This window comes from Streptomyces sp. CA-111067, from assembly GCF_050956065.1.
In the GTDB taxonomy this organism is placed as follows: Bacteria; Actinomycetota; Actinomycetes; order Streptomycetales; family Streptomycetaceae; genus Actinacidiphila.
In genome coordinates, this window is sequence record NZ_CP192103.1 from 7,073,525 (window position 1) to 7,097,500 (window position 23,976).

The 23,976-nt window shown below is 73.0% G+C and carries 18 protein-coding genes and 2 pseudogenes (1 of these 20 running past the window's edge); 13 read left to right on the forward strand and 7 right to left on the reverse strand.

From position 1 onward, the window contains the following. Positions 1-155 precede the first annotated feature (155 nt). The 4 genes from ACQPW6_RS31520 to ACQPW6_RS31535 all read left to right on the forward strand — a co-directional run bounded on the left by ACQPW6_RS31520 (position 156) and on the right by ACQPW6_RS31535 (position 5,557). Positions 156-2,441: a PEP/pyruvate-binding domain-containing protein gene (locus tag ACQPW6_RS31520; protein WP_433893109.1), complete on the forward strand. Its 2,286-nt coding sequence runs from the start codon at positions 156-158 to the stop codon at positions 2,439-2,441. Next, positions 2,438-3,355, forward strand: a complete 918-nt coding sequence (locus tag ACQPW6_RS31525; protein WP_433893110.1) for a hypothetical protein — start codon at positions 2,438-2,440, stop codon at positions 3,353-3,355. The genes ACQPW6_RS31520 and ACQPW6_RS31525 overlap by 4 nt, the downstream gene beginning before the upstream one ends. A gap of 261 nt (positions 3,356-3,616) precedes the next feature. Then, positions 3,617-4,441, forward strand: coding sequence for a phosphatase domain-containing putative toxin (locus ACQPW6_RS31530; RefSeq protein ID WP_433893111.1), 825 nt, complete (start codon positions 3,617-3,619; stop codon positions 4,439-4,441). Positions 4,442-4,606: 165 nt separating this feature from the next. Beyond that, positions 4,607-5,557, forward strand: a complete 951-nt coding sequence (locus ACQPW6_RS31535) for a bifunctional riboflavin kinase/FAD synthetase (protein ID WP_433893112.1) — start codon at positions 4,607-4,609, stop codon at positions 5,555-5,557. A gap of 46 nt (positions 5,558-5,603) precedes the next feature. Here ACQPW6_RS31535 and ACQPW6_RS31540 read toward each other — a convergent pair whose 3' ends face one another. The 5 genes from ACQPW6_RS31540 to ACQPW6_RS31560 all read right to left on the reverse strand — a co-directional run bounded on the left by ACQPW6_RS31540 (position 5,604) and on the right by ACQPW6_RS31560 (position 12,785). Further along, positions 5,604-6,314 (reverse strand): response regulator, encoded by a 711-nt coding sequence (locus tag ACQPW6_RS31540; protein ID WP_433893113.1) that lies wholly within the window; start codon positions 6,312-6,314, stop codon positions 5,604-5,606. Then, the gene (locus tag ACQPW6_RS31545; protein ID WP_433893114.1) at positions 6,311-7,591 is read right to left on the reverse strand and encodes a sensor histidine kinase; all 1,281 of its coding nucleotides are present in this window, start codon (positions 7,589-7,591) and stop codon (positions 6,311-6,313) included. The genes ACQPW6_RS31540 and ACQPW6_RS31545 overlap by 4 nt, the downstream gene beginning before the upstream one ends. Before the next feature lie 10 nt (positions 7,592-7,601). Beyond that, positions 7,602-8,435, reverse strand: a complete 834-nt coding sequence (locus ACQPW6_RS31550; protein ID WP_433893115.1) for an ABC transporter permease — start codon at positions 8,433-8,435, stop codon at positions 7,602-7,604. After that, on the reverse strand, positions 8,432-9,361 hold the full coding sequence (locus ACQPW6_RS31555; protein WP_433893116.1) for an ATP-binding cassette domain-containing protein: 930 nt from the start codon (positions 9,359-9,361) through the stop codon (positions 8,432-8,434). The genes ACQPW6_RS31550 and ACQPW6_RS31555 overlap by 4 nt, the downstream gene beginning before the upstream one ends. 238 nt (positions 9,362-9,599) lie before the next feature. Next, positions 9,600-12,785, reverse strand: a complete 3,186-nt coding sequence (locus tag ACQPW6_RS31560; protein WP_433894716.1) for an AAA family ATPase — start codon at positions 12,783-12,785, stop codon at positions 9,600-9,602. 1 nt (position 12,786) lies between these two features. On the opposite strand from ACQPW6_RS31560, the gene ACQPW6_RS31565 reads away from it, so the two are divergent. Then, positions 12,787-13,455, forward strand: a complete 669-nt coding sequence (locus ACQPW6_RS31565) for a hypothetical protein (RefSeq protein ID WP_433894807.1) — start codon at positions 12,787-12,789, stop codon at positions 13,453-13,455. On the opposite strand, the pseudogene ACQPW6_RS31570 reads toward ACQPW6_RS31565, so the two are convergent. Then, a pseudogene (locus tag ACQPW6_RS31570) lies at positions 13,455-13,661 on the reverse strand (hypothetical protein); the annotation flags it as partial. The gene ACQPW6_RS31565 and the pseudogene ACQPW6_RS31570 overlap by 1 nt on opposite strands. Before the next feature lie 265 nt (positions 13,662-13,926). Between ACQPW6_RS31570 and rpsO the strand changes: the two are divergent. The 5 genes and pseudogenes from rpsO (at position 13,927) to ACQPW6_RS31595 (ending at position 19,537) form a co-directional block, all read left to right on the forward strand. After that, a complete protein-coding gene (rpsO, locus tag ACQPW6_RS31575) occupies positions 13,927-14,214 on the forward strand; it encodes a 30S ribosomal protein S15 (RefSeq protein ID WP_405588653.1) in 288 nt (95 codons plus the stop codon). Between the two features lie 308 nt (positions 14,215-14,522). Beyond that, positions 14,523-16,739 carry a polyribonucleotide nucleotidyltransferase gene (locus ACQPW6_RS31580; protein ID WP_433893117.1) on the forward strand — a complete coding sequence of 739 codons (2,217 nt, stop codon included), beginning with the start codon at positions 14,523-14,525 and terminating at the stop codon, positions 16,737-16,739. Further along, positions 16,736-18,112: a M16 family metallopeptidase gene (locus ACQPW6_RS31585; RefSeq protein ID WP_433893118.1), complete on the forward strand. Its 1,377-nt coding sequence runs from the start codon at positions 16,736-16,738 to the stop codon at positions 18,110-18,112. Before ACQPW6_RS31580 ends, ACQPW6_RS31585 begins: the two co-directional genes overlap by 4 nt. Positions 18,113-18,212: 100 nt before the next feature. Further along, positions 18,213-18,953, forward strand: a pseudogene (gene dapB / locus ACQPW6_RS31590) (4-hydroxy-tetrahydrodipicolinate reductase); the annotation flags it as partial. An 80-nt stretch (positions 18,954-19,033) separates the two neighbouring features. Continuing rightward, the gene (locus tag ACQPW6_RS31595; RefSeq protein WP_433893119.1) at positions 19,034-19,537 is read left to right on the forward strand and encodes a hypothetical protein; all 504 of its coding nucleotides are present in this window, start codon (positions 19,034-19,036) and stop codon (positions 19,535-19,537) included. 75 nt (positions 19,538-19,612) lie between these two features. Here ACQPW6_RS31595 and ACQPW6_RS31600 read toward each other — a convergent pair whose 3' ends face one another. Next, positions 19,613-20,158, reverse strand: a complete 546-nt coding sequence (locus ACQPW6_RS31600; protein ID WP_433893120.1) for a hypothetical protein — start codon at positions 20,156-20,158, stop codon at positions 19,613-19,615. Positions 20,159-20,344: 186 nt separating this feature from the next. Here ACQPW6_RS31600 and thyX point away from each other — a divergent pair, with 186 nt between their 5' ends. The 3 genes from thyX to ACQPW6_RS31615 all read left to right on the forward strand — a co-directional run. Beyond that, positions 20,345-21,091, forward strand: coding sequence for an FAD-dependent thymidylate synthase (thyX, locus tag ACQPW6_RS31605; RefSeq protein WP_433893121.1), 747 nt, complete (start codon positions 20,345-20,347; stop codon positions 21,089-21,091). A 187-nt stretch (positions 21,092-21,278) separates the two neighbouring features. Next, entirely contained in the window at positions 21,279-22,178 is a 900-nt protein-coding gene (gene dapA / locus ACQPW6_RS31610) for a 4-hydroxy-tetrahydrodipicolinate synthase (protein ID WP_433893122.1), read from the forward strand. A 175-nt stretch (positions 22,179-22,353) separates the two neighbouring features. Then, positions 22,354-23,976, forward strand: partial view of a ribonuclease J gene (locus ACQPW6_RS31615; protein ID WP_433893123.1) — the 5' portion only. Its footprint extends 63 nt past the window's final position; the window shows 1,623 of its 1,686 coding nt (coding positions 1-1,623); it begins with the start codon at positions 22,354-22,356; the stop codon falls past the right edge of the window.

Genomic DNA, 23,976 nt, shown 5'->3' on the forward strand with positions numbered 1-23,976 from the left:
ACGTCACGTTTCCGCTGCCTACTCCGTCTAGTAGGTGCATGCGGAAGGTCCTGGGGGTGAAAAGACGTTGTAGCTCTGGGGCGCCCCGGCCCGCCGGCCACAAGCCGCGGAGTCGCGTCGCCCCTCGGGCGACCGAACGCCGGAGGGAGCGCCAGGTGGGTATCGACGTCGAGGAGCCGACCGAGGATCTGGTCGGCGAACTGTCCGTGGCGCCACTGGACACCGGACTGGCCCGCGATCCGGCGGCGGCCGGCGCGAAGGCCGCGAACCTGGCCCGGGCCGCGGCCGAGGGCCTGCCGGTGCTGCCCGGCTTCGTCCTGGTGCCGGCCGCCCGCGCGGAGGGCGCCCCCGCCGGCGCGGACGCGCTGCGCGCCGCCTGGCGGCAGTTGGGCGGCGAGGACGGCCGCCCGCTGGTGGTCCGCTCGTCCTCCGCGCACGAGGACACCGAGGAGTCCTCGATGGCCGGCCGCTTCGAGTCTGTCCTCGACGTGCGCGGCTGGACCGCCTTCCACGAGGCCGTGCGGCGCGTGCTGGAGTCCGCCGCCCGGGTGCCGGGCGCGCATGCCGAAGGCGACCCGTTCGGCGGTATGGCGGTGCTGGTCCAGCCGATGCTGAAGGCCGCGTCCGGCGGTGTGATGTTCGGCGCCGACCCGGTCGAGGGCCGGTTCGACCACATCCTGGTCAGCGCCGTGACCGGCGGCCCCGACCAGCTGGTGGACGGCAGCACCCAGGGCGTCAGGTACCAGCTCACCCGCCGCGGCCACCTGCTGCGCACCGAACCCGAGACCGGCCGCGCCGACGGCCCCCTCAGCCGCCGCCGGCTCGCCCAGCTGGTCCGGCTCGCCCGCCGCACCGAGCAGGTCTACGGCGGGCCCCAGGACGTCGAGTTCGGCTTCGACGCCGACGGCACCCTGTGGCTCTTCCAGGCCAGGCCGATCACCGCGATGGCCGCGCGCCCGCCGCGCGGCGCCCGGCTGCTCGGCCCCGGGCCGGTCGTCGAGACGCTGCCCGAAGTCCTCCAGCCGCTGGAGGAGGACCTGTGGGTGGCGCCGATGAACCAGGGCCTGGCCCTGGCGCTGGACATCGCCGGCGCCGCCCCCCGCCGCAAGCTGCGCCGGCTGCCCGTCGCGACCACCGTGCAGGGCCGGGCCGCCGCCGACCTGCTGCTGCTCGGCGCGGCGCCCGCCGCGCACCCGATGCTGAACTTCTTCAACCCCGCCCCCGGCGGCCGCCGCGCCGCCGCGGCCTGGCGGGTGGGCCGGCTGCGCAGCGCGCTGCCGCTGCTCGCCCAGGACCTGATGGCCGACGTGGACCGGCAACTGCACGACTTCCCGCCGCCCCGTCAGATGCTCAGCGGCCAGCTGCTCGACGCGGTGTCCTGGGGCCGTACGGTGCTGGCCTCGCTGCACGCGCAGGAGTCGTTGGCGGGCGCGCTGCTCGGCGCCGACGGCGGCTCGACGGCCGCCGGCGAGGCGCTCGCCGTGCTCGCCGAGGGGCGGGACCGGGGCGAGAGCGACGACGAACTGGTCGCCCACCACCCGGTGCTGCTGACGCTGCTGCCGCCCACCCTGGGCGAGCGCGCCGCGCTGCCCGAGCGGATCGGCTGGAACGGCGTCCCGCGCGGTGTGGGCTTCCTGTCGGTGCGCGAAGGGCTGCGGCTGCGGGCCCGCTGGGTGCAGGAGATGCAGACCGCGATGGTCCGCGAGGTCGGCGACCGGATGAACGAGCACTGCCCGGCGGGCGAGCGCGGCAAGATCGCGCTGCTGCGCTGGCACGAGCTGCTGGCCGTCACCGACGGCGGCAAGCGGCCCCCCGACCTCGCGCAGCGCACCCCGCGCCCGGACAGCCCGTCGCTGCCCACCGCCTTCCGGCTCGCCGACGGCCGGCCGCAGGCGGTGGCGATCGGCCGCCGCAGGAACCAGGAGCACGAGGGCCAGGGCGCGGGCGGCGGCCGTGGCAGCGGCACTGCCTGGGACGGCGCGGGCAGCCGCCCGCAGGACGCCGTGCTGGTCGTCAGGTCGCTGGACCCGGCGCTCGCCCCACTGCTGCCCGGCCTGGCGGGGCTGGTCGCCGAGACCGGCAGCGTGCTGTCGCACCTGGCGGTGCTGGCGCGCGAGTACGGCGTGCCGATCGTCGTCGGCGTGCCCGCCGCGACCGACCGGTACCGGCCGGGCACCGTCCTGACGGTGGACGGCACGACCGGCGAGGTGGAGGCGGCCCCGGCCGGTCCTGACGAGCCGTCGGCCGGTCCTGACGAACCGCGGCCCGGGCCGGACGAACCGCGGTCCGGTCCTGACGAACCGCCGCCACCTGACCGCGCCGATCCGGCGGCCGGCGGCTCCTCGCCCGTCCTGCCGCTGCCGTCCGACAACGGGGAGTCCGCCGGTTTCGAGGGGCCGGTGCCGCCCGCCGGCGGGCGGGGGAGGGGAGCGGTCGCGTGAAGTACGTCAGCTATCTGTTCGGCACCCTGTCCACCGTGGCCGCGGCCGTGTACCTGGTCGTCTACCTCTACCGGTGGGAGTGGCAGCGCGCGGTGATCTGCGGGGTGCTGCTGCTCGCCGTCGAGGGGTTCCTGATCTGCGTCATCCTGATCGGCCGGATGAGCCGGCTCGAACGCCGGCTGTCCGACGCCGACTCGCGCGTCGAGGAGGTGCGGCGGCGGCTGGAGCACAGCCGCGAGGAGTCGGTGCGCCCGTTCCGCTGGCTCGGCACCGACACCCGCGAGGACCTCGACGGCAGCAACCGCACCTTCGTCTTCGTACCGATACTGATGGTCACCGGGGCCGCGCTGTCCGGCGCCGCCTGGGTGATCCAGCGGATCGCGGCTGTCACCGCCCGCCCGGGCGCCGAGCGCCGGCTGGCCGGCCGGCTCGCCGGTCTCGCCGCGCCGCCCGGCGGAGTGCGTGGCGCGGTGCTGCAACTGGAGGACCGGCCCGCGGTGCCGCCGGCCAGGCCGGTTCGGCTGCTGGTGGGCACGTTCGGCGCGGTGGCCGGGGTGGTCCTGCTGGTCTTCGGCGTCTACTGGCTGTCGGACGCCACCGAGACCCGGGAGGAGGCGCGGCCGGACGCCGCCGCGACCACCGTCGTCTTCCAGGTCAAGGTGCACGGCACCTCCAGCAGCGCCGCACGGGAGTTGGCCGCCCGCGACCTGTGGGAGAGCTGCCGCCGCTCCACCGCGGCGACCAACACCGGCGCCAGCCTCGGCACCCTGGAGAACGGCGTCTACGCGGGCGTCATCCGGCCCGCGCTCAGCTCGCACGACGTGATGCGGCTGCGCGGCTGCCTGTCCGACGCGGTCGCCAACAGGGCCAGGGCCTCGGTGCTCGGCGACGGGCAGGCCGAGCACGCGCACTGACGAGATCCCGCTGACGCGATCGCATCGACCCCGGCCCCGCTGACCACCTGACGGCCCTGACCACCTGACCGCTCTGACGAGACGTCGCACACATCACGGAACTCCTGGTCGCCGCCGCTCTGAGCGGTCCCGGCGGCGGCCCGGGAGGGCGTTCGCCCCGGGACCGCACAGCGGCACCGGGTAGCCTGCTGGGACTGGCGCCGCCCCCTGGGAGGGACGGCGACCCCGTCCCCCAGGCCCCTCCCAGGTGGTGACCAGCGCTTGTCCCCGTCCCCCGCCGCTTCTCCCGCGCTCACTGCTGCCGCGGCACCGCTCGCCGCGGCCCTTCCCGCCCCGGCCGGCCCGCCGGGCCCGCCGCAGCCGCCCGGTCCCGACCCGGAACCCGGGGCCGCGGCCGACCTCCCGCCGGGCGCCGTCCGCCCGTTCGGGCCGGTGCTGGCCCGGCGGATCACCAAGGTGCTGCTCGGCTGCCTGGTCGGATACGGCGTCCTGTGGGTGTGCTCGGTGGGCGGCATGCTCGCGCTGTCCGCCTGGGCCCGGCACGACGGGACCGGCACCTCCTCCGGCAGCCGCACCTCGGCCGGCATCAACCACTTCCTCCAGGTCGACCCGCACCTGTGGCGCGGCTCCGCGCCGAGCGCCGCCGGCTACCGGGAACTGGCCGATCAGGGCATCGCCACCGTCGTGGACCTGCGGGCCGAGGACCTGTCGGCCGCCGAGCTGGCGCAGCCGCGGAAGGCCGGACTGCGGGCCGTCCGGCTGCCGATCCGGGACGGCCAGACACCCACTGAGCAACAGGTCGATGAATTCCTGCGGATCGTCCGCGGCTCGGACGGGCCGGTGTTCGTGCACTGCGGCGCCGGCGTCGGCCGGACCGGGTCCATCACCGCCGCCTACCTCGTCCGCACCGGGGAGGCCACCTCCCGGCAGGCCGCGCTGCGCACCGTGGCGGTCGGACCACCGTCGATCGAGCAGGTGTATTACGTGCTCAACGTCTCGCGTGACGACAGCGACCAGCCGCCCGCGCTGGTCCGGGCGATCAGCCGGCTCTTCGACGCGCCGCGCCGGATCAAGGCCAGGCTGTGAGCCGCGGGACGGCCGGCGGCTGAGACCCGCTACCTGGCCACCGGCGGTTTCGCGTACCGTGCCGATGGGCCCGGCCGGCCACCGGCATGGCAGGCTTGGATCCGCAGGGCGACACGGGGTCAGTGATTCGGCAGTGATTCGGCGAAGAAGAAGCGGAGCGTCAAGGTGCAGCGCTGGCGGGGCTTGGAGGACGTTCCCGGTGACTGGGGACGCAGCGTCGTCACCATCGGCTCGTACGACGGTGTGCACCGGGGCCACCAGCTGATCATCAGGCGCGCCGTCACCCGGGCCCGCGCGCTCGGGCTGCCCTCGGTGGTCGTGACCTTCGACCCGCACCCCAGCGAGGTGGTACGCCCCGGCAGCCACCCGCCGCTGCTGTCCGCCCACCACCGGCGCGCCGAACTGGTCGCCGGGCTCGGCGTGGACGCGCTGCTCATCCTCCCGTTCACCAGCGAGTTCTCCAAGCTGCCGCCGAGCGACTTCGTGCGCAGGGTGCTGGTCGACGGCCTGCACGCCCGCTACGTGGTGGAGGGCCCGAACTTCCGCTTCGGCCACAAGGCCGCCGGCGACGTGGAGTTCCTGTCCGCGCTCGGCCTGAAGTACGACTACGAGCTCGAAGTCGTGGACCTCTTCATGCGCGGCGAGGCGGGCGGCGGCGAGCCGTTCTCCTCCACGCTGACCCGGCGGCTGGTCGCCGGCGGCGACGTGGAGGGCGCCGCGGAGATCCTGGGCCGCCCGCACCGGGTGGAGGGCGTAGTGGTGCGCGGCGCCCAGCGCGGCCGGGAACTCGGCTACCCCACCGCCAACGTGGAGACGCTGCCGCACACCGCGATCCCCGCCGACGGGGTCTACGCGGGCTGGCTGCACGTCGACGGCGAGGCGATGCCCGCGGCGATCTCGGTCGGCACCAACCCGACGTTCGACGGCACCGCCCGCACGGTGGAGGCCTACGCGATCGACCGGGTCGACCTCGACCTCTACGGGCTGCATGTGGCCGTGGACTTCGAGGCGTATCTGCGCGGCATGGAGAAGTTCGACACCATCGACGCGCTGCTGGAGCGGATGGCCGACGACGTCAAGCGAGCCCGCGAACTGGTCGACCCGGCCGGCCGGTAGCCGGGCCCGGAGCCCAGGTGCCGGCGGGCGGTGCCGCCCACCGGGCTCAGGCCGGACGGATCAGCCGGGTCTCGTACGCGAAGACCACCGCCTGGACCCGGTCGCGCAGCTGGAGCTTGAGCAGGATCCGGCTGAAGTGCGTCTTCACGGTGGCCTCGGCCAGGTGCAGGGTGCCGGCGATCTCGGTGTTCGACAGCCCGCGGCCGATCTCCACCAGCACCTCGCGCTCGCGCGCGGTCAGCCGGGCCAGCCGCTCGTCGCCCTCCTCGCCGCCGCCCGACGGCAGTTGGTGGGCGAACGTGTCCAGCAGCCTGCGGGTGATCCGCGGCGCCACCACCGCGTCACCGGCGGCCACCACCCGGATCGCGCCGAGCAGCTCCTCGGGCAGCGCGTTCTTGAGCAGGAAGCCCGAGGCGCCCGCCCGGAGCCCGGCGAAGGCGTACTCGTCCAGGTCGAAGGTGGTCAGGATGAGCACCTTGGAATCCGGGCAGTCCTCGACTATCCGCGCGGTCGCCTCGATGCCGTCGGTGCCGGGCATGCGGACGTCCATCAGCACCACGTCAGGCCGCAGTTCGCGGGTCAGCCGCACCGCCTCCGCCCCGTCGCCCGCCTCACCGACCGGCCGCATGTCCGACTGCGCGTCGAGCACCATCGTGAACGCCATCCGCAGCAGCGGCTCGTCGTCCACGAGCAGCACCCGGATCGGCTCGGCGACTCCGGCGGTTGCGTCGGCGGTGCCCGCCGGGTCGGTGGTCACAGCGGCTCCGGGGCGGTCAGCGCCAGCACGGCCGCCACCCGCCAGCCGCCGCTGGGCAGCGGGCCCGCCGTCAGCGTGCCGCCGTACGCCGCCGCGCGCTCCCGCATGCCCGGCAGACCGTGACCGGGGGAGCGGTCCGGATCAGCCGGCTCCGCGGGGCCGGCGGCCCCGGCGCCGTCATCGGTGACGGTGACCGACACCGCGTCCGACGCGCAGCCGACCGCGACCTCCGCCCGGGCGCCGGGCGGTGCGTGCTTGAGCGTGTTCGTCAGTGCCTCCTGCACCAGCCGGTAGACGGTCAGTTGGGCGGCGGCCGGCACCACCGCCGGCTCGCCCGCGATCTCAAGGCGGGTCGGCAGTCCGGCCGCCCGCACCTGCTCGGTCAGCGCCCCCAGCTCGGCGATGCCCGGCATCGGATGCCGCAGCGCGTCCGGCTCGTCCGCCCGCAGCACCCCCAGGAAGCGCCGCATGTCCGTGATGGCCTGCCGGCCGGTCGCCCCCACCTGCCGCATCGCGGTGGTGGCCCGCTCCGGGGTGCGCTGCTGCGCGAAGACCGCGCCGTCGGCCAGCGCCACCATCACCGACAGGTTGTGCGTCACGATGTCGTGCATCTCCCTGGCTATCCTGGCCCGTTCGCCGGCCACCGCGAGCTGCGACTGCTGGTCCCGCTCCCGCTCCAGCCGCACCGCGCGGTCCTCCAGCCAGGCCAGCTGGTCACGCCGGCTGCGCATGTTGACGCCCAGCACCCCCGCCGCGATCGCCATCGCCGACATCGACAGGAAGGTGGCCGCCACCCGTTCGTGCAGCGCCCAGCTCACCGTCGCCAGCGTGATGCCCAGCTCCAGCACGCCGAACGCCATCAGCGCGTACCGCCGCGGCCGGCGATAGGCCGCCACCGTGTACAGCGCCACCAGCAGCGCCGCGTCGGCCGGCATCCGCAGGTCCGCCAGCCACTGTGCGAACGCCGCTGCGGCCACACACCCGAACGCCACCAGCGGCGCCCGCCGCCGCCAGACCAGCGGCACCAGCAGCCCGAGCTGCACCAGCATCACCGGGACGAGATCGCTCCGCAGCTGGACCCGGTCCGCCGCCGAGGCCACCATCAGCAGCCCCGCGGCGAACAGCGCGTCCACCGTCAATGTCGACCGCCGCGCCCAGGAGACCCCCGCCTCGATCCGGTCGCCCGCCCACAGCCGCGTGACCGACCGCGCCCGACCGTCGGCCGCCGGAGCCGGCCGTTCCTGCGGGCGGCCCGCGGCCGGCTGCGCGTAGGTCATCGGCCGGCCCTCATGCGTCCCGGCGCCGCAGGGCCACCGCCGCGCCCGCGAGGGCCAGCAGCGCGTAGAGGCAGAAGACCGCGAGTCCCGTCCACGGCGCCAGCGTATGGGCCTGGTGGTGCAGGGACAGCACCGACTGCCCCGCGTTGCTCGGCAGCCACTGGTTGACGTGGTCGGCCCAGGAGGCGGGCAGCGTCTCGGCCAGGGCGGGCAGCACCATCAGGATGCCGAAGACCGTGGCGATGCCGCCCGCCGTGTTGCGTATCAGCGCGCCGATCGCGACGCCGAGCAGTCCCACCAGCGTGAGGTAGAGGCCGGTGCCCAGCACCACCCGGAGCACCCCGGGCTCCCCGAGCGTGGTGTCTATGTGCTTCGGCGACAGCAGCGACTGGCCGGAGAAGAAGGCGATCAGCGCCGAAGCCGTCATCAGCGTCCAGACCACGGCCATGTACAGCCCGGCCTTCGCCCACAGCACCGGCAGCCGCAGCGGCACGGCGGCCAGCGTGGCCCGGATCATGCCGGTCGCGTACTCGCCGGAGACCACCAGCACCCCGAGCACGCCGACCGCCAGCTGCGCCACGATGTAGCCGCGGACGCTGGTCAGGGCGGGCTCGAAGTCGGCCCGGTCGTGCGCCGACATGGTCGGCCAGTTGTGCGCGTTCACCGCGCAGAACAGCAGGCCGAAGCCGATCATCATCACCACGGCGGTCAGCAGGGTGTAGAAGGTGGACCGCAGCGAGCGCAGCTTGATCCACTCCGAGTGCAGCACCCGCCTCTGGGTGACCCGGCCCCGGATGGCGGGCGCGGCGCCGGCGGCCGGCGCACTCGCCGTCAGTGTGCTCATGCGGGCTGCTCCTCGCGTGCGCGGGCCGGTGCCTGGTACTCCACCGCGTCCCTGGTCAGTTCCATGAATGCCTCCTCCAACGAGGCCTGCTGCGGAGTCAGTTCGGCCAGCGAGATGCCCGCCTCAGCCGCTATCCGGCCGATCCGGTCGCTGCTGATCCCGGTCACCTCGAGCACGTCCCGCTGCACCGACGCCACCGTCGTGTCCCGTCCGGCCAGCAGCTTCCGCAGCGGCTCGGCCTGATCGGTGCGCACCCGCACCGAGTTGCCCGCCGCCCCGTCCACGAACTCCGCCACCGACGTGTCGGCGATCAGCCGCCCTCGCCCGATGACGATCAGATGCTCCGCGGTGAGCGCCATCTCCGACATCAGGTGCGAGGACAGCAGCACCGTGCGGCCCTCCGCGGCCAGGCCCTTGAGCAGGGTGCGGATCCACAGGATGCCCTCCGGATCCAGGCCGTTGACCGGCTCGTCCAGGACGAGGGTGGCCGGGTCGCCGAGCAGCGCGCTGGCGATGCCGAGCCGCTGCCCCATGCCGAGCGAGAAGCCGCCGACCCGCTTGCGGGCCACCTCGCGCAGGCCCACCAGGTCGATCACCTCATCCACCCGGCGGCGCGGGATCCCGGTGGTGGCCGCGAGCGCGAGCAGGTGGTCGTACGCGCTCCTGCCGGTGTGGATCGCGCGCGCCTCCAGCATCGCGCCGACCTCGTGCAGCGGCGCCGCGTGCTCGGCGTACGGCTTGCCGTTGACGGTGACATGGCCCGACGTGGGTGCGTCGAGGCCGAGGATCATCCGCATCGTGGTGGACTTGCCGGCGCCGTTGGGCCCGAGGAAACCGGTGACCGCGCCCGGCCTGACGGTGAAACTCAGGTCGGTCACGGCGGCGCGCTCGCCGTACCGCTTGGTCAGTGCGTGGGCTTCGATCATGGTGTTCCTCGGGCGGTGCGTCTGCGGGAAGGGATGACTCCATCGTCCGATCCCGCACCCCGCCGCCACCACAACCCACGGGTTGATTCCGGGCACCTCGGGCTAAACCCCGGGGCGGACTTGGCATACAACCCGCGTGGTACGACAAGCGCCACCACGTCAGCGGGCCGCCGCCGTGAACGATCCACGACGGCGGCCCGCTGGCTCACCCGCCCGCTGCCAAGACAGCCGGGGCGGCCTACTGCTGCGGCGGCGGAGGCGGCGGGTAGCCGTACCCCTGCTGCTCCGGCTGCTGCTGCCCGTCCTGCTGCTCGGGCTGCGGCCAGCCCTGCTGCGGTTGCGGGGCGTGGGGCTGCGGCGACTGCGGCTGGAACGGCTGCCCGCCCTGCGGCGGTTGCCCCTGCGGATACGGCTGCGGCGCCTGCGGCGGCGCCCCGTACGGCCCGGCCGCCGGGACCTGCCCCGGCTGCCACGGCTGACCTGGCTGAGCCGCCGGCGGCCCACCCCACTGCTGTCCCGGCTGCCCTTCCGGCGGACCGCCCTGCCAGGGCTGCCCCGGCTGCGCCTCGGGCGCACCAGGCTGCCCCTGCCACGGCTGCACCGCGCCCTGGCCGGCACCCTGGCCGGCGTCCTGACCGCCAGGTGCGCCCTGCCACTGCTGTCCCGGCTGGCCCGGCTGCCCTTCCGGCGGACCGCCCTGCCAAGGCTGTCCTGGCTGCCCCGGCGCCGGGTAGCCGCCCGGCGCCTGCGGCGGGCCGGTCGGCGCGCCGCCGTAAGGACCGGGCGCCTGTGCGGGGCCGGGGCCGGCGAACTGCCCCGGCATCGGCGGCGCCTGGTGCGGCGGCGGGCTGCTGCCGTCCGACGTCCACAGGCCCTGCGCCTGCTGCGCCCGTACGAAGTCCTCCGCGACCATCGCCGACAGGTTGAAATACGCCTCCCGGGTCTTCGGCCGCATCATGTCGAGGTCCACCTCGGCGCCCGCCGCCAGGTGCTCGTCGAACGGCACCACCTGCACCCCGCGGCAGCGGGTCCTGAAGTGCGCGACGATGTCGTCCACCTTGATCATCTTGCCGGTCTCGCGGACCCCGGAGATCACCGTGATGCTGCGCTGCACCAGCTCCGCGTAGCCGTGCGCCGACAGCCAGTCCAGCGTCGTACTGGCACTCGACGCGCCGTCGACGGACGGTGTGGAGACGATGATCAGCTGATCGGCCAGGTCCAGCACACCGCGCATCGCGCTGTAGAGCAGACCGGTGCCGGAGTCGGTGAGGATCACCGGGTACTGCCGGCCCAGGACGTCGATCGCCCGCCGGTAGTCCTCGTCGTTGAACGCCGTCGAGACCGCCGGGTCCACGTCGTTGGCGATGATCTCAAGGCCCGAGGGGGCCTGCGAGGTGAACCGCCGGATGTCCATGTAGCTGCTGAGGTACGGGATCGCCTGCACCAGGTCGCGGATCGTCGCCCCGGTCTCCCGGCGCACCCGGCGGCCCAGCGTGCCGGCGTCCGGGTTGGCGTCGATCGCCAGGATCTTGTCCTGCCGCTCCGACGCGAGCGTCGAGCCGAGCGCGGTGGTCGTGGTCGTCTTGCCGACGCCGCCCTTGAGGCTGATCACCGCGATCCGGTAGCAGGTCAGCACGGGGGTGCGGATCAGCTCCAGCTTGCGCTGCCGCTCCGCCTCCTCCTTCTTGCCGCCGATCCGGAACCGCGAGGGCTGCGCGTTGGCGCCCGGCTTCTTCGGCTTGGGCTGGTTGCGCAGCAGCCGGTCGGACGACAGCTCCACCGCGGCGGTGTAGCCGAGCGGCGCGCCGCCCTGCGTCCGGTGCCGCTGGTCCGGCGTCACGGTGGGCCAGCCGCCCATCCGCGGGTCCACCGGCGTGGCGGCCTGCCGCGGGTCGGCGGCCGGCTGCCCCTGGTCGTGGCCCGTGGTGGCCGGCAGGTTCTGCCCCGGCTGCGGGAAGCCGTAGCCGCCCTGGGCAGGCAGCGGCTGCAACGGCCCGGCCTGCTCTGCCTCAGGACCGCCCGGGTGCGGCCGGCCCGGCTGCGGGAAGCCGTACCCGCCGTGCTGCCCCGCGCCTTCCTGCGGCAGCCCGCCCGGCGGTACGACACCGGGTGCGTGCGGCGCACCCGGCGCCGCGCTCTGCGGCTGATCGGCGGGCTGCTGCCCCTGGTCCGGCCGTACGGTGGCGGGCAGATTCTGGCCCGGCCGCGGAAAGCCGTAGCCGCCCGCGTCGGGCTGCTGGCCCTGCTGTCCTTGCTGGTCAGGACCGCCGTGCGGCAGTCCGGTCGGCACCGGACCCTGCCCGTACGGTGCTCCGGCCTGCGGGAAACCCTGGCCCGGCTGCGGGGCGTCGTGCGTCGAGGGAGCGGGCGGGCCGGCGTCGGCGGCGCCGGGCTGCGGGAAGCCGTAACCCCCCTGCCCGGCCTCCGGGGCGGGCGCTTGCTGCGGGGTGCCGTAGCCGGACGGGGGCGCGGGCGGTCCCGCGTTCGCCGCGCCGGGCTGCGGGAAGCCGTACCCGCCCTGCGGTGCTTCGGGCGCGGGCGGTTGCTGCGGGGTGCCGTAGCCCGACGGCGGGGCGGGCGGACCCGCGGTGGCCGCGCCCGGTTGCGGGAAGCCGTAGCCCGGCCCCGCCGGCTGCGCGGCGCCATAGCCGCTGCCCTGGGGCAACTGCCGGTCCTGCTGCGGTGCCTGGGGTGCTTGCGGTGCCTGGGCCGCGTCGGGGCGCGGCGGGTCGTACGGGCCTGCGCTCGGTGCGTTCGACGGGTCCGGCGCGTTCGGGACGTTCGGCGCCGGGGGAGCGTACGGCCCCGGGGCCACCGGGTTCCCGGTTGGCGGCGGGAAGTTGAGCGGCGCGTTGGCGGGCATCACGGGTTCGCCGCTGGGCGGCGGGAAGGCGTGGCCCTGCCCCGGCGCCTGCGGCGGGTTCTGCGGCGCGGACGCGGCCGGCGGGAACGCCGGCGAGCTGTCACGTGACGGTTCGGCCCGCTCGAAGTGCGGCGGCAGCGGCGGCACAGCGCTGCGTGGCGCAGCGGGCGACCACGGCTGCGCGTCCCCGCCGGCCTGCGGCAGCGGCGTCCAGACCGGAGCGCGCTTGACCGGCTTGGCGTCCTCCGGCTCGGGCTCCGCGGCGGCGGGCTTCGCGTCGGACGGCTCGGCGTCGGCCGGAGCCGGCCTGGCGTCCGAGGGGCGGGCGTCAGAAGGCCCGGAGTCGGAAGGCCGCGCATCTGAAGGCCGCGCATCTGACGGACGCGCGTCCGAGGGCTCGCGAGCGGACGGCTTCGCGTCCGCCGACTCCCTGGCCGCCGTCCTCTCCGCCGCCTCCCGGGCCCGCTGCTCGCGCGCCTCCCGTGCCTCGCGCACCTCGCGGGCCGCCCGCTCCTCGCGCTCCTCGACGTCACGCCGCAGCGCCGACGCGGAGAACCGCACGGTGGACTCGCTCCGCAGCGCGCCCGCGGGCTCGCCCGCCGACTCCTGGGACGACGACCCACCGGACGACCCGGCAGGAGACCCTCCCGACGGACCGGCACCCGATCCGCCGGACCCGCTCGACCCACCCGACGGCACCGCGTCCGACGGCGCCGAATCCCTCGGCTCCGGAATCGACGGCACCGAAGCGGCCGACCACGACTGGGCAGCGGCAGAACCGCGGTCCGCCACCGGTTCGCGTACCGGCTCCCGTACCCGGTCCTGGTCCCGCGCCTCTTCGCGCCCGGCCACCGGGCCCGGCCCGGCGGCAGGTGCGGCCAGCGGGATCGACGGCACTCCGGTCGCCGACCACGAGGGCGTCTCGGACGGCGTGGCGACCGGCGATCCGCTCGCGGGCGCCGATCCAGCCGTCCCGGCTGATCCAGCGGCCCCGGCCGACCCGGAAGCCCGCCACCGGTCCTCGCTCAGCCCGGCCGCGGCCGGGGCCTCGTCACCGGCGCCGTCCGCAGAACTGAGCCCGGTGGACCCAGCGGCCCCGGCCGACCCGGAATCCGCTTCCTCCTCCGCCGCGGCCGACTCGTCACCCTGTCCGCCGCCACCCCCGCCGCCCCCGGCATTCTGCATGTACCAGGCAGCCGGCGACGGCCCGAGAACGAACTCGCCGGTGTAGTCCACATCGGCCTGGTCCTCGACAGGGGCGGCCCCGCCCACGCGGCTGTCGTCCCGATCGCTGCTCACAATGCCTCCTGGTCTGCTGCTCTCACGCAACGCCGTGGCGCTCCCGGGCCCGCGAGGGCCGTTCCACCGCGGCGGTCGTCGCGGAAACCGCCCGATGCGCCCGTACCCGTACTTGTACTCGTACGCGCACCCGTACACCGCATGGCAGCCCCCTCCCCGTCAGGGCAAGACTAATCGCCGGTAGCCGCTCGATGTCAGACCCGCCTCCCCCTTGGCAGCCTGCCCTCAGGCGCGCCCTCTACCCGATATGACCCGCGGGTAAGCACGTCGCCACGGGCTGGTACTCTGGGTGACGGTCACGCGTGTGTACTCGCCGCGTGGCAGAGCCTCGCGAGTCACCTGAGATTTCCCCGCGATGTAGACCGGGGGCGCTCGGAGGCCGATGACACCCACAGGAGTCCGTATGTCGCTCGACGTCGAGACGAAGAAGCAGATCATCGCAGAGTTCGGCACCAAGGAGGGCGACACCGGCTCCCCCGAGGTGCAGGTCGCGCTGCTGTCCCGCCGGATCTCGGACCTGACCGAGCACCTCAAGCTGCACAAGCACGACCACCACTCGCGTCGTGGCCTGCTGATCCTGGTCGGCCAGCGCCGCCGGCTGCTCCAGTACCTGGCCAAGAAGGACATCACGCGCTTCCGTGAGCTGCGCGAGCGCCTCGGCATCCGTGCCGGTGCGGCGGGCGTCCGCTAAGACGCTGTGAGGGGGAGCGGTGCCCGTTCGACGGGGCCGCTCCCTTTGCCGTAATCGCGTGGCAGGACAAGCAGAGCACGACGATTGCGTGGCAAGACCAGCAGGACACGACGAACAAGCGCAAAGTATGAGTATGAGGAGGAGCGTCCTCCTGAATACCGCCGCATACGCCGGTCCTCGGTAGTGGCCCCCGGGAGGCACCAGCCCCCGGCGGCTTCGATCGAAGACCGGCCCGACGGCAGGACGCTGCTCCACCGATGGCCCGCCAGGGAGACGCCCTGCGGGCGAAGACGAGGAGAATTCCCATAGTGGAGAACGAGACCCACTACGCCGAAGCCGTGATCGACAACGGTACCTTCGGCACCCGCACGATCCGCTTCGAGACGGGCCGGCTGGCCCGTCAGGCCGCCGGCTCGGCCGTGGCCTACCTGGACGACGACACCATGGTGCTGTCGGCGACCAGCGCCTCCAAGCAGCCCAAGGAGCACTTCGACTTCTTCCCCCTCACGGTGGACGTCGAGGAGCGCATGTACGCGGCCGGCCGGATCCCCGGTTCCTTCTTCCGCCGCGAGGGCCGCCCGTCCGAGGACGCCATCCTCACCTGCCGGCTGATCGACCGCCCGCTGCGCCCGTCCTTCGTCAAGGGCCTGCGCAACGAGATCCAGGTCGTCTGCACGGTCATGGCGCTCAACCCCGACCACCTGTACGACGTGATCGCGATCAACGCCGCGTCCTGCTCCACGCAGCTGGCCGGCCTGCCCTTCTCCGGTCCGATCGGCGGTGTCCGCGTCGCGCTGATCAAGGGCCAGTGGGTGGCGTTCCCGTCGCACAGCGAGCTCGAGGACGCCGTCTTCGACATGGTCGTCGCGGGCCGCGCGCTCGACGACGGCGACGTCGCGATCATGATGGTCGAGGCCGAGGCCACCGCCAAGACGATCCAGCTCGTCGAGAACGGCGCCGAGGCGCCGACCGAGGAGATCGTCGCGGCCGGCCTGGAGGCCGCCAAGCCGTTCATCAAGACCCTCTGCAAGGCGCAGTCGGAGCTCGCGGCCAAGGCCGCCAAGCCCACCGGCGAGTTCCCGATCTTCCTGGACTACCAGGAGGACGTGTTCGAGGCCCTGGAGTCGTCGGTCACCGGCGAGCTGGCCCAGGCGCTGACCATCCCCGGCAAGCAGGCCCGCGAGACCGAGCTGGACCGGGTCAAGGCGCTGGCCGCCGAGAAGCTGCTGCCGAAGTTCGAGGGCCGCGAGAAGGAGATCTCCGCGGCCTACCGCTCGCTGACCAAGAAGCTGGTCAGGCAGCGCGTGATCAAGGACAAGGTGCGCATCGACGGCCGCGGCGTCACGGACATCCGTACGCTGGCCGCCGAGGTCGAGGCGATCCCGCGGGTGCACGGCTCCGCGCTGTTCGAGCGGGGCGAGACGCAGATCCTGGGCGTCACCACCCTGAACATGCTCCGCATGGAGCAGCAGCTCGACACCCTGGCGCCCGAGACCCGCAAGCGCTACATGCACAACTACAACTTCCCGCCGTACTCGGTCGGCGAGACCGGCCGGGTGGGTTCGCCCAAGCGCCGCGAGATCGGCCACGGCGCGCTCGCCGAGCGGGCCCTGATCCCGGTCCTGCCGACCCGCGAGGAGTTCCCCTACGCGATCCGCCAGGTCTCCGAGGCGCTCGGCTCCAACGGCTCCACGTCGATGGGCTCGGTCTGCGCCTCCACCATGTCGCTGCTGAACGCCGGTGTGCCGCTCAAGGCCCCCGTCGCCGGTATCGCCATGGGCCTGATCTCGCAGGAGATCGACGGCGAGACGCACTACGTGGCGCTCACCGACATCCTCGGCGCCGAGGACGCGTTCGGCGACATGGACTTCAAGGTGGCCGGCACGAAGAACTTCGTGACCGCGCTGCAGCTCGACACCAAGCTCGACGGCATCCCCGCCTCCGTGCTGGCCGCCGCGCTGAAGCAGGCCCGTGACGCCCGCCTCCACATCCTCGACGTGATGAACGAGGCCATCGACGTCCCGGACGAGATGTCCCCCAACGCCCCGCGGATCATCAGCATCAAGATCCCGGTGGACAAGATCGGCGAGGTCATCGGCCCCAAGGGCAAGATGATCAACCAGATCCAGGAGGACACCGGCGCCGACATCTCCATCGAGGACGACGGCACGGTGCTGATCGGCGCCACCGAGGGCTCCCAGGCCGAGGCGGCCCGCGCGGTGATCAACCAGATCGCCAACCCGACCATGCCCGAGGTCGGCGAGCGCTACCTGGGTACGGTCGTGAAGACCACCACCTTCGGCGCCTTCGTCTCGCTGATGCCCGGCAAGGACGGACTGCTGCACATCTCGCAGATCCGCAAGCTCGCCGGCGGCAAGCGGGTCGAGAACGTCGAGGACGTCGTCGCGGTCGGCGCCAAGGTGCAGGTCGAGATCGCCGAGATCGACCAGCGCGGCAAGCTCTCGCTGATCCCGGTCATCGAGGGCGAAGAGAACGAGGACGCGAAGGACGAGTCGGCCAAGTGACGACCCGCTCCACCGCAGTGACGGCCCGCCCCTCCACCAAGGGGCGGGCCGTCCGCACGCGGACCCTGCTGCCCGGCACCGACGGCATCGGCACCGTACGGCGCAGCGTGCTGCCCGGCGGCCTGCGGGTCGTCACCGAGACGCTGCCCACCGTGCGGTCCGCCACGTTCGGCATCTGGGCCGGTGTCGGCTCCCGGGACGAGACCCCGGTGCTCAACGGCGCCACCCACTACCTCGAGCACCTGCTCTTCAAGGGCACGCAGCGGCGCAGCGCGCTGGACATCTCCGCGGCCGTGGACGCGGTCGGCGGCGAGATGAACGCGTTCACCGCCAAGGAGTACACCTGCTACTACGCGCGGGTGCTCGACACCGACCTGCCGCTGGCCATCGACGTGGTCAGCGACATGCTCACCGGGTCCCTCATCCGCCAGGAGGACATCGACGCCGAGCGCGGCGTCGTCCTCGAAGAGATCGCGATGACCGAGGACGACCCCGGCGACCAGGTGCACGACCTGTTCACCACCGCGCTGCTCGGCGACACCCCGCTGGGCCGGCCGGTACTCGGCACCGTGGACACCGTCAACGCGCTCACCCGCGAGCAGATCGCGCGCTTCTACCGCAGGCACTACGACCCCACCCGGCTGGTGGTGGCCGCGGCCGGCAACATCGACCACGCCACCGTCGTCCGCCAGGTGCGGCGCGCCTTCGAGCGGGCCGGCGCGCTGCGCGACCCCGACGCGGTGCCGCAGCAGCCACGCGACGGCGCCAGGACGATCCGCGCCGCCGGCCGGGTCGAACTGCTCGACCGGCGCACCGAGCAGGCGCACTTGGTGCTGGGTATGCCCGGCCTGTCCCGCAACGACGAGCGCCGCTGGGCGCTGAGCGTGCTCACCACGGCGCTGGGCGGCGGGATGAGCTCCCGGCTGTTCCAGGAGGTCCGCGAGAAGCGCGGCCTCGCCTACTCGGTGTACGCCTACACCTCCTCGTTCGCCGACTGCGGCATGTTCGGCGTCTACGCCGGCTGCCAGCCCAGCCGGGTGCCCGAGGTGCTGAAGATCTGCCGGGACGAGCTGGCGCAGGTCGCCGAGCACGGCCTGACCGACGAGGAACTGCGGCGCGCCATCGGCCAGCTGTCCGGCTCCACGGTGCTCGGCCTTGAGGACACCGGCGCGCTGATGAACCGGATCGGCAAGAGCGAGCTGTGCTGGGGCGAGCAGCTGTCGGTGGACGACCTGCTGGCCAGGATCGCCGCCGTCAGCCAGGACGACGTGCGCGAGGTGGCCGGCGCGGTGCTGGGGCAGCGCCCGTCGCTGGCCGTCATCGGCCCGCTGAAGGACAAGCAGGCGGCCAGGCTGCACGAGGCGGTGGCCTGACCGCCGCAGCCCGTGTACGAGGCCGCTGTCACCCGCGCGCGATACCGTCACCTCGATCATCCCGATCGCCGCGACCCCGACTCGGAGGACCGTAGAAACGATGAGCAAGCTCCGTGTGGCCGTCATCGGCGCCAAGGGCCGGATCGGCTCCGAGGCGGCCAGGACCGTCGAGGCGGCCGACGACCTCGAACTGGTCGCCGCGATCGACCGCGACGACCGTCTTGAGGCCCTGACCGAGAGCGGCGCGCAGGTCGCCGTGGAGCTGACGCACCCGGACGCCGTCATGGGCAACCTGGAGTTCTGCGTCGGGCACGGCATCCACGCGGTGGTCGCCACCACCGGGTGGACACCGGAACGGCTGAGCACCCTGGAAGGGTGGCTGGCCGCCGCGCCCGGCACAGGGGTGCTGATCGCGCCGAACTTCTCGATCGGCGCGGTGCTGACCATGCGGTTCGCCCAGCAGGCGGCCAGGTGGTTCGAGAGCGTCGAGGTGATCGAACTGCACCACGACAACAAGGCCGACGCGCCCAGCGGCACCGCCACCCGTACCGCCCAGTTGATCGCCGCCGCCCGCACCGAGGCCGGCCGCGACCCGCAGCACGACCCGACCACCCACGGGCTCGACGGGGCCCGGGGCGCGGACGTGGACGGGGTGCCGGTGCACTCGGTACGGCTGCGGGGCCTGCTCGCGCACCAGGAGGTGCTGTTCGGCGGCACCGGCGAGACACTCACCATCCGGCACGACTCGCTGCACCACAGCAGCTTCATGCCGGGCATCCTGCTCGCCACCCGCAAGGTGCCCGGCGTGCCCGGGCTCACCTTCGGCCTGGAGAACTTCCTGTTCGACGACGAACGGGCGGGCGGAGCGCGGGCGGACGGGCCCGGTGCGCCCGACTCCCGGCCGGACGAGGGCTGACGGCCATGCGCGCCAAAGTCAGCTACACCGTCTCCGCGGTGGTACTGGTCTTCTACTTCGTGCTGGTCGGCGACCGCGGGGTGCTGCTGATCGCCGACGGCCGGCCGGTCACCGTCGCGTTCGGGATCGCCGTCCTGGTGCTGCCGCTGATCGGCGCCTGGTTCCTGTGGCACACCACGCAGTTCGCCCGGCACGCCGGCCGGCTCGGCCGCGAACTGGAGGCCGAGGGCGGGCTGCCGCCCGACGAACTGCTGCGCACCCCGAGCGGCCGGATCGACCGTGACTCCGCCGACGCCGTGTTCGTCAAGCGGCAGGCCGAGACCGAGGCCGCGCCGGATGACTGGCGCAACTGGTTCCGGCTCGCGGTGGCGTACTTCGACGCCCGCGACACCCCGCGGGCCCGCAAGGCCATGCAGCACGCCATCGCCCTGCACGACGGCAAGACCCCGCCGGCGGCAGCCGAGCCGCGCACGGCCGTGACACCCGGGCCGATACCGCCGAACGGGTGATCCTGGGCTGCGGGTGTACGGCCGGGCGGGTCAGCCGTACCCCGGGCATCGGCGGGGGCCTCGCGGCCGTACCGTTCAGCGCAGTTCGGCGGCCCAGCCCTCGATCGCGTCGGCCGCCATGTCGAACGCCTCGACCCGGCCCAGGAAGTCCGCGTTGTGATCGGTCATCAGCACCCGCAGCGAACCGCCGCCACGCCGGGAGATCAGCAGCGCCTGCCCCTGCACGCTGCGCGGCAGCCCCAGCACCCGCACCGGCTGCTGCGCGGTGCGCACCGAAGTGACCTGCCGCCAGGGGATGGTGACGGTGCTGAAGTAGCCCGTCTGCCGCAGCCCCTTGCCGCTCACCCACACCCCGACCCGCAGCAGCCGCAGCGTGCCCACGATCACCAGCAGGGCCACCGCCAGGCACACCCCTGCCCCCTGCACCCCGCCGGCCGCCACCATGATCAGCGCGGCGAACAGCAGATACGAGGCCAGCACCAGCAGCAGCGCGGCGACGGCGACCCGCCACGGCCCGGGGCGGTACGGCCGCATCCAGCGGTCCTGCGCGGCGTACGGCAGCGGGCGGGCGCCCTCGAACTCATCCGAAACAGCGGTCATGGAGCGGTAGGGCAGGGACACGCGGAGGTTCCTCTTCGGGTTTCCGGGGTTCCGGGTTTCCGGCGGGACAGGTGGGGTTGTCTCTGACGGGTGAGGCTAGCCGCCCGGCGCAGCGAGGGCCACCTCGGGCGACCGATCGGCGGAGCTGGACTGTCCGACCCACCACATACGCTTGCACCGCACTGCCGCCCACAGGAAGGACCTCCGGTGTCGAACGACCAGTCCACCGAAGCCCCGGCCACCGCCAGGTTCCGCGACGACGTCACCGTCGAACTCGTCAAGCACAGCGCCTCGGACTCCGACGTGCTGTGGGCGGCCCGGGTGTCAACAGCCGGCGAGGGCTCACTCGAAGAGCTGACCAAGGACCCCGAACGCTCCAAGGGCCTGATCAACTACCTGATGCGCGACCGCCACGGCAGCCCCTTCGAGCACAACTCGATGACGTTCTTCATCAACGCCCCGATCTTCGTCTTCCGCGAGTTCATGCGCCACAGGGTCGGCTGGTCCTACAACGAGGAGTCCGGGAGGTACCGGGAGCTGCAACCGGTGTTCTACGTGCCCGGGCCGGATCGCAAGCTGGTGCAGCAGGGGCGGCCGGGGAAGTACGAGTTCGTGCACGGGTCGGATGAGCAGCACAAGAGCGCGGTGCGGGCGATGGAGGAGTCCTACGAGCAGTCGTATGCCGCGTATCAGGAGATGCTCGCGGCGGGGGTGGCCCGGGAAGTGGCGCGGGCGACGCTGCCGGTCGGGTTGTTCTCGTCGATGTACGCGACCTGCAACGCGCGGTCGCTGATGCATTTCCTCGGGCTGCGCACCCAGCACGAGATGGCCCGGGTGCCGTCGTTCCCGCAGCGGGAGATCGAGATGGTGGGGGAGGGGATGGAGGCGGTCTGGGCGGAGCTGATGCCGCTCACGCATGCCGCGTTCAACACCAACGGGCGTGTCGCGCCATAACCCCGTTGCGGCCGCGGCGCGACCGCTGGAAATGTCCGAAGTGTTCGGATTGCAGGCATTCGCGAAGTTCATCTAGGCTGCTGAAACGGACTCCGGCGCTGCTTGAACCCCCGAGCAGGCAGTGCCGGAGTCCTTTGCGCAGGTCCGAGGCTGCATGCCCGTACCCTTACCGAGTAGCGTGGGACCCATGGCTCCGACCTCCACCCCCAAGGCCCCCTTCGGGCGGGTCCTGACCGCAATGGTCACACCGTTCACCGCGGACGGCGGTCTCGACCTCGACGGTGCGCAGCGGCTCGCCGCGCACCTCGTGGACGAGGGAAACGACGGCCTGGTCGTCAACGGCACCACCGGAGAGTCGCCCACCACCAGTGACGCCGAGAAGGACCAGCTGGTACGGGCCGTGCTCGAGGCCGTCGGGGAGCGTGCCTTCGTCGTCGCCGGCGTGGGCACCAACGACACCCGGCACAGCGTCGAACTGGCCCGCCAGGCAGAGCGCAGCGGCGCCCACGGCCTGCTCACGGTGACGCCGTACTACAGCAAGCCCCCGCAGGAGGGCCTGTACCGGCACTTCACCGCCATCGCCGACGCCACCGACCTGCCCGTCATGCTGTACGACATCCCCGGCCGCAGCGGGGTCGCCATCGACACCGAGACCCTGGTCCGGCTGGGCGAGCACCCCCGTATCGTGGCCAACAAGGACGCCAAGGGCGACCTCGGCGCCGCGAGCTGGGCGATCGGACGCAGCGGCCTGGCCTGGTACTCGGGCGACGACATGCTGAACCTGCCGCTGCTGTCCATCGGCGCCGCCGGCTTCGTCTCCGTCGTCGGCCACCTCGTCACCGCCGAGCTGCGCGCCATGCTGGACGCGTTCACCGCCGGCGACGTGGCGGGGGCCGCCGACATCCACCAGCGGCTGCTGCCGGTCTTCACCGGCATGTTCCGCGCCCAGGGCGTCATCACCACCAAGACCGCCCTGGCGCTGCGCGGGCTGCCGGCAGGACCGCTGCGGCTCCCCCTGGTGGAGCTGGACGCCGACGCGACCGAACGGCTCAGGAAGGATCTCGCCGCAGGCGGGGTACACCTGTGAGCAAACACAGACTTCACAACTGAATACCGCACGAAGCACGAAACGCAGCACATGGCACCTGGCATGACGCATATGCCACCTGCCACTCATACCTATGTACGCAGAGACGAACGAACGATGACGCGCGCGCCACGGCCCACAGGGGCTCGTCGGCGCGCGCGGTAGGGAGAAACTTTTGAGCCATCCGCACCCCGAACTCGGCCTGCCGCGGTCCCTGCCCGACGGCGGCCTGCGCATCACACCGCTCGGCGGCCTCGGTGAAATCGGCCGCAACATGACCGTCTTCGAATTCGGCGGGAAACTGCTGATCGTCGACTGCGGCGTCCTCTTCCCGGAAGAGGAGCAGCCCGGCGTCGACCTGATCCTGCCGGACTTCAGCTCCATCAGGGACCGGCTGGACGACATCGTCGGCGTCATCCTCACCCACGGCCACGAGGACCACATCGGCGCCGTCCCCTTCCTCCTCCGGGAGAAGGACGACATCCCGCTGATCGGCTCCAAGCTGACCCTTGCCCTGATCGAGGCCAAGCTCCAGGAGCACCGGATCCGGCCGTACGCCCTGGAGGTCAGGGAGGGCGACCGGGAACGTATCGGCCCGTTCGACTGCGAGTTCATCGCGGTCAACCACTCGATCCCGGACGCGCTGGCCGTCGCCATCCGCACCCCGGCCGGCATGGTCGTCGTCACCGGCGACTTCAAGATGGACCAGCTTCCGCTGGACGGCCGGCTCACCGACCTGCCGACGTTCGCCCGGCTCGGCGAGGAGGGCATCGACCTGCTGCTCGCCGACTCCACCAACGCCGAGGTACCCGGCTTCGTGGCACCGGAGCGCGACATCTCCCAGGTGCTGCGGCAGACCTTCGCCAAGGCCGACAAGCGGATCATCGTGGCCAGCTTCGCCAGCCACGTGCACCGCATCCAGCAGGTACTGGACGCCGCCCACGAGCGCCGCCGCAAGGTGGCCTTCGTCGGCCGCTCCATGGTCAGGAACATGGGCATCGCCCGTGACCTGGGCTACCTGAAGGTGCCGCCCGGCCTCGTGGTGGACGTCAAGGTGCTCGACGACCTGCCGGACGAGCAGGTCGTGCTGGTCTGCACCGGCTCCCAGGGCGAACCCATGGCCGCGCTGTCCCGGATGGCCAACAGGGACCACCAGATCCGCATCGTCGAGGGCGACACCGTCATCCTCGCCTCCTCGCTGATCCCGGGCAACGAGAACGCGGTCTACCGCGTGATCAACGGCCTGACCCGGTGGGGCGCCAACGTGGTGCACAAGGGCAACGCCAAGGTGCACGTCTCCGGCCACGCCTCGGCCGGCGAGCTGCTGTACTTCTACAACATCTGCAAGCCGCGGCACCTGATGCCGATCCACGGCGAATGGCGCCACCTGCGGGCCAACGCGGACCTCGGCCAGCTCACGGGCATCCCCAAGGAACGCTGCATCATCGCCGAGGACGGCGTCGCGGTCGATCTGATCGGCGGCAACGCGAAGATCTCCGGCAAGGTCCAGGCCGGCTACGTGTACGTGGACGGGCTCTCCGTCGGCGACATCACCGAGTCGTCGCTGAAGGACCGGCGGATCCTCGGTGAGGAGGGCATCGTCTCGGTCTTCATCGTGGTGGACTCCAGTACCGGCAAGATCGTCGGCGGGCCGAACATCCATGCCAGGGGATCGGGCATCGAGGATGAGGCCTTCGCCGCCGTCATCCCCAGGATCGAGGAGGGGCTGTCGCGCTCCGCGTCCGACGGGGTGATGGAGACCCGGCAGATCCAGCAGCTCATCCGGCGCTCCGTCGGG

Coding starts and splice junctions, on each gene's coding strand:
- dapA (WP_433893122.1), top strand. CDS start 21,279: ATGGCTCCGACCTCCACCCCCAAGGCCCCCTTCGGGCGGGTCCTGACC.
- rpsO (WP_405588653.1), top strand. CDS start 13,927: ATGTCGCTCGACGTCGAGACGAAGAAGCAGATCATCGCAGAGTTCGGC.
- ACQPW6_RS31545 (WP_433893114.1), bottom strand. CDS start 7,591: ATGACCTACGCGCAGCCGGCCGCGGGCCGCCCGCAGGAACGGCCGGCT.
- ACQPW6_RS31595 (WP_433893119.1), top strand. CDS start 19,034: ATGCGCGCCAAAGTCAGCTACACCGTCTCCGCGGTGGTACTGGTCTTC.
- ACQPW6_RS31555 (WP_433893116.1), bottom strand. CDS start 9,361: ATGATCGAAGCCCACGCACTGACCAAGCGGTACGGCGAGCGCGCCGCC.
- ACQPW6_RS31550 (WP_433893115.1), bottom strand. CDS start 8,435: ATGAGCACACTGACGGCGAGTGCGCCGGCCGCCGGCGCCGCGCCCGCC.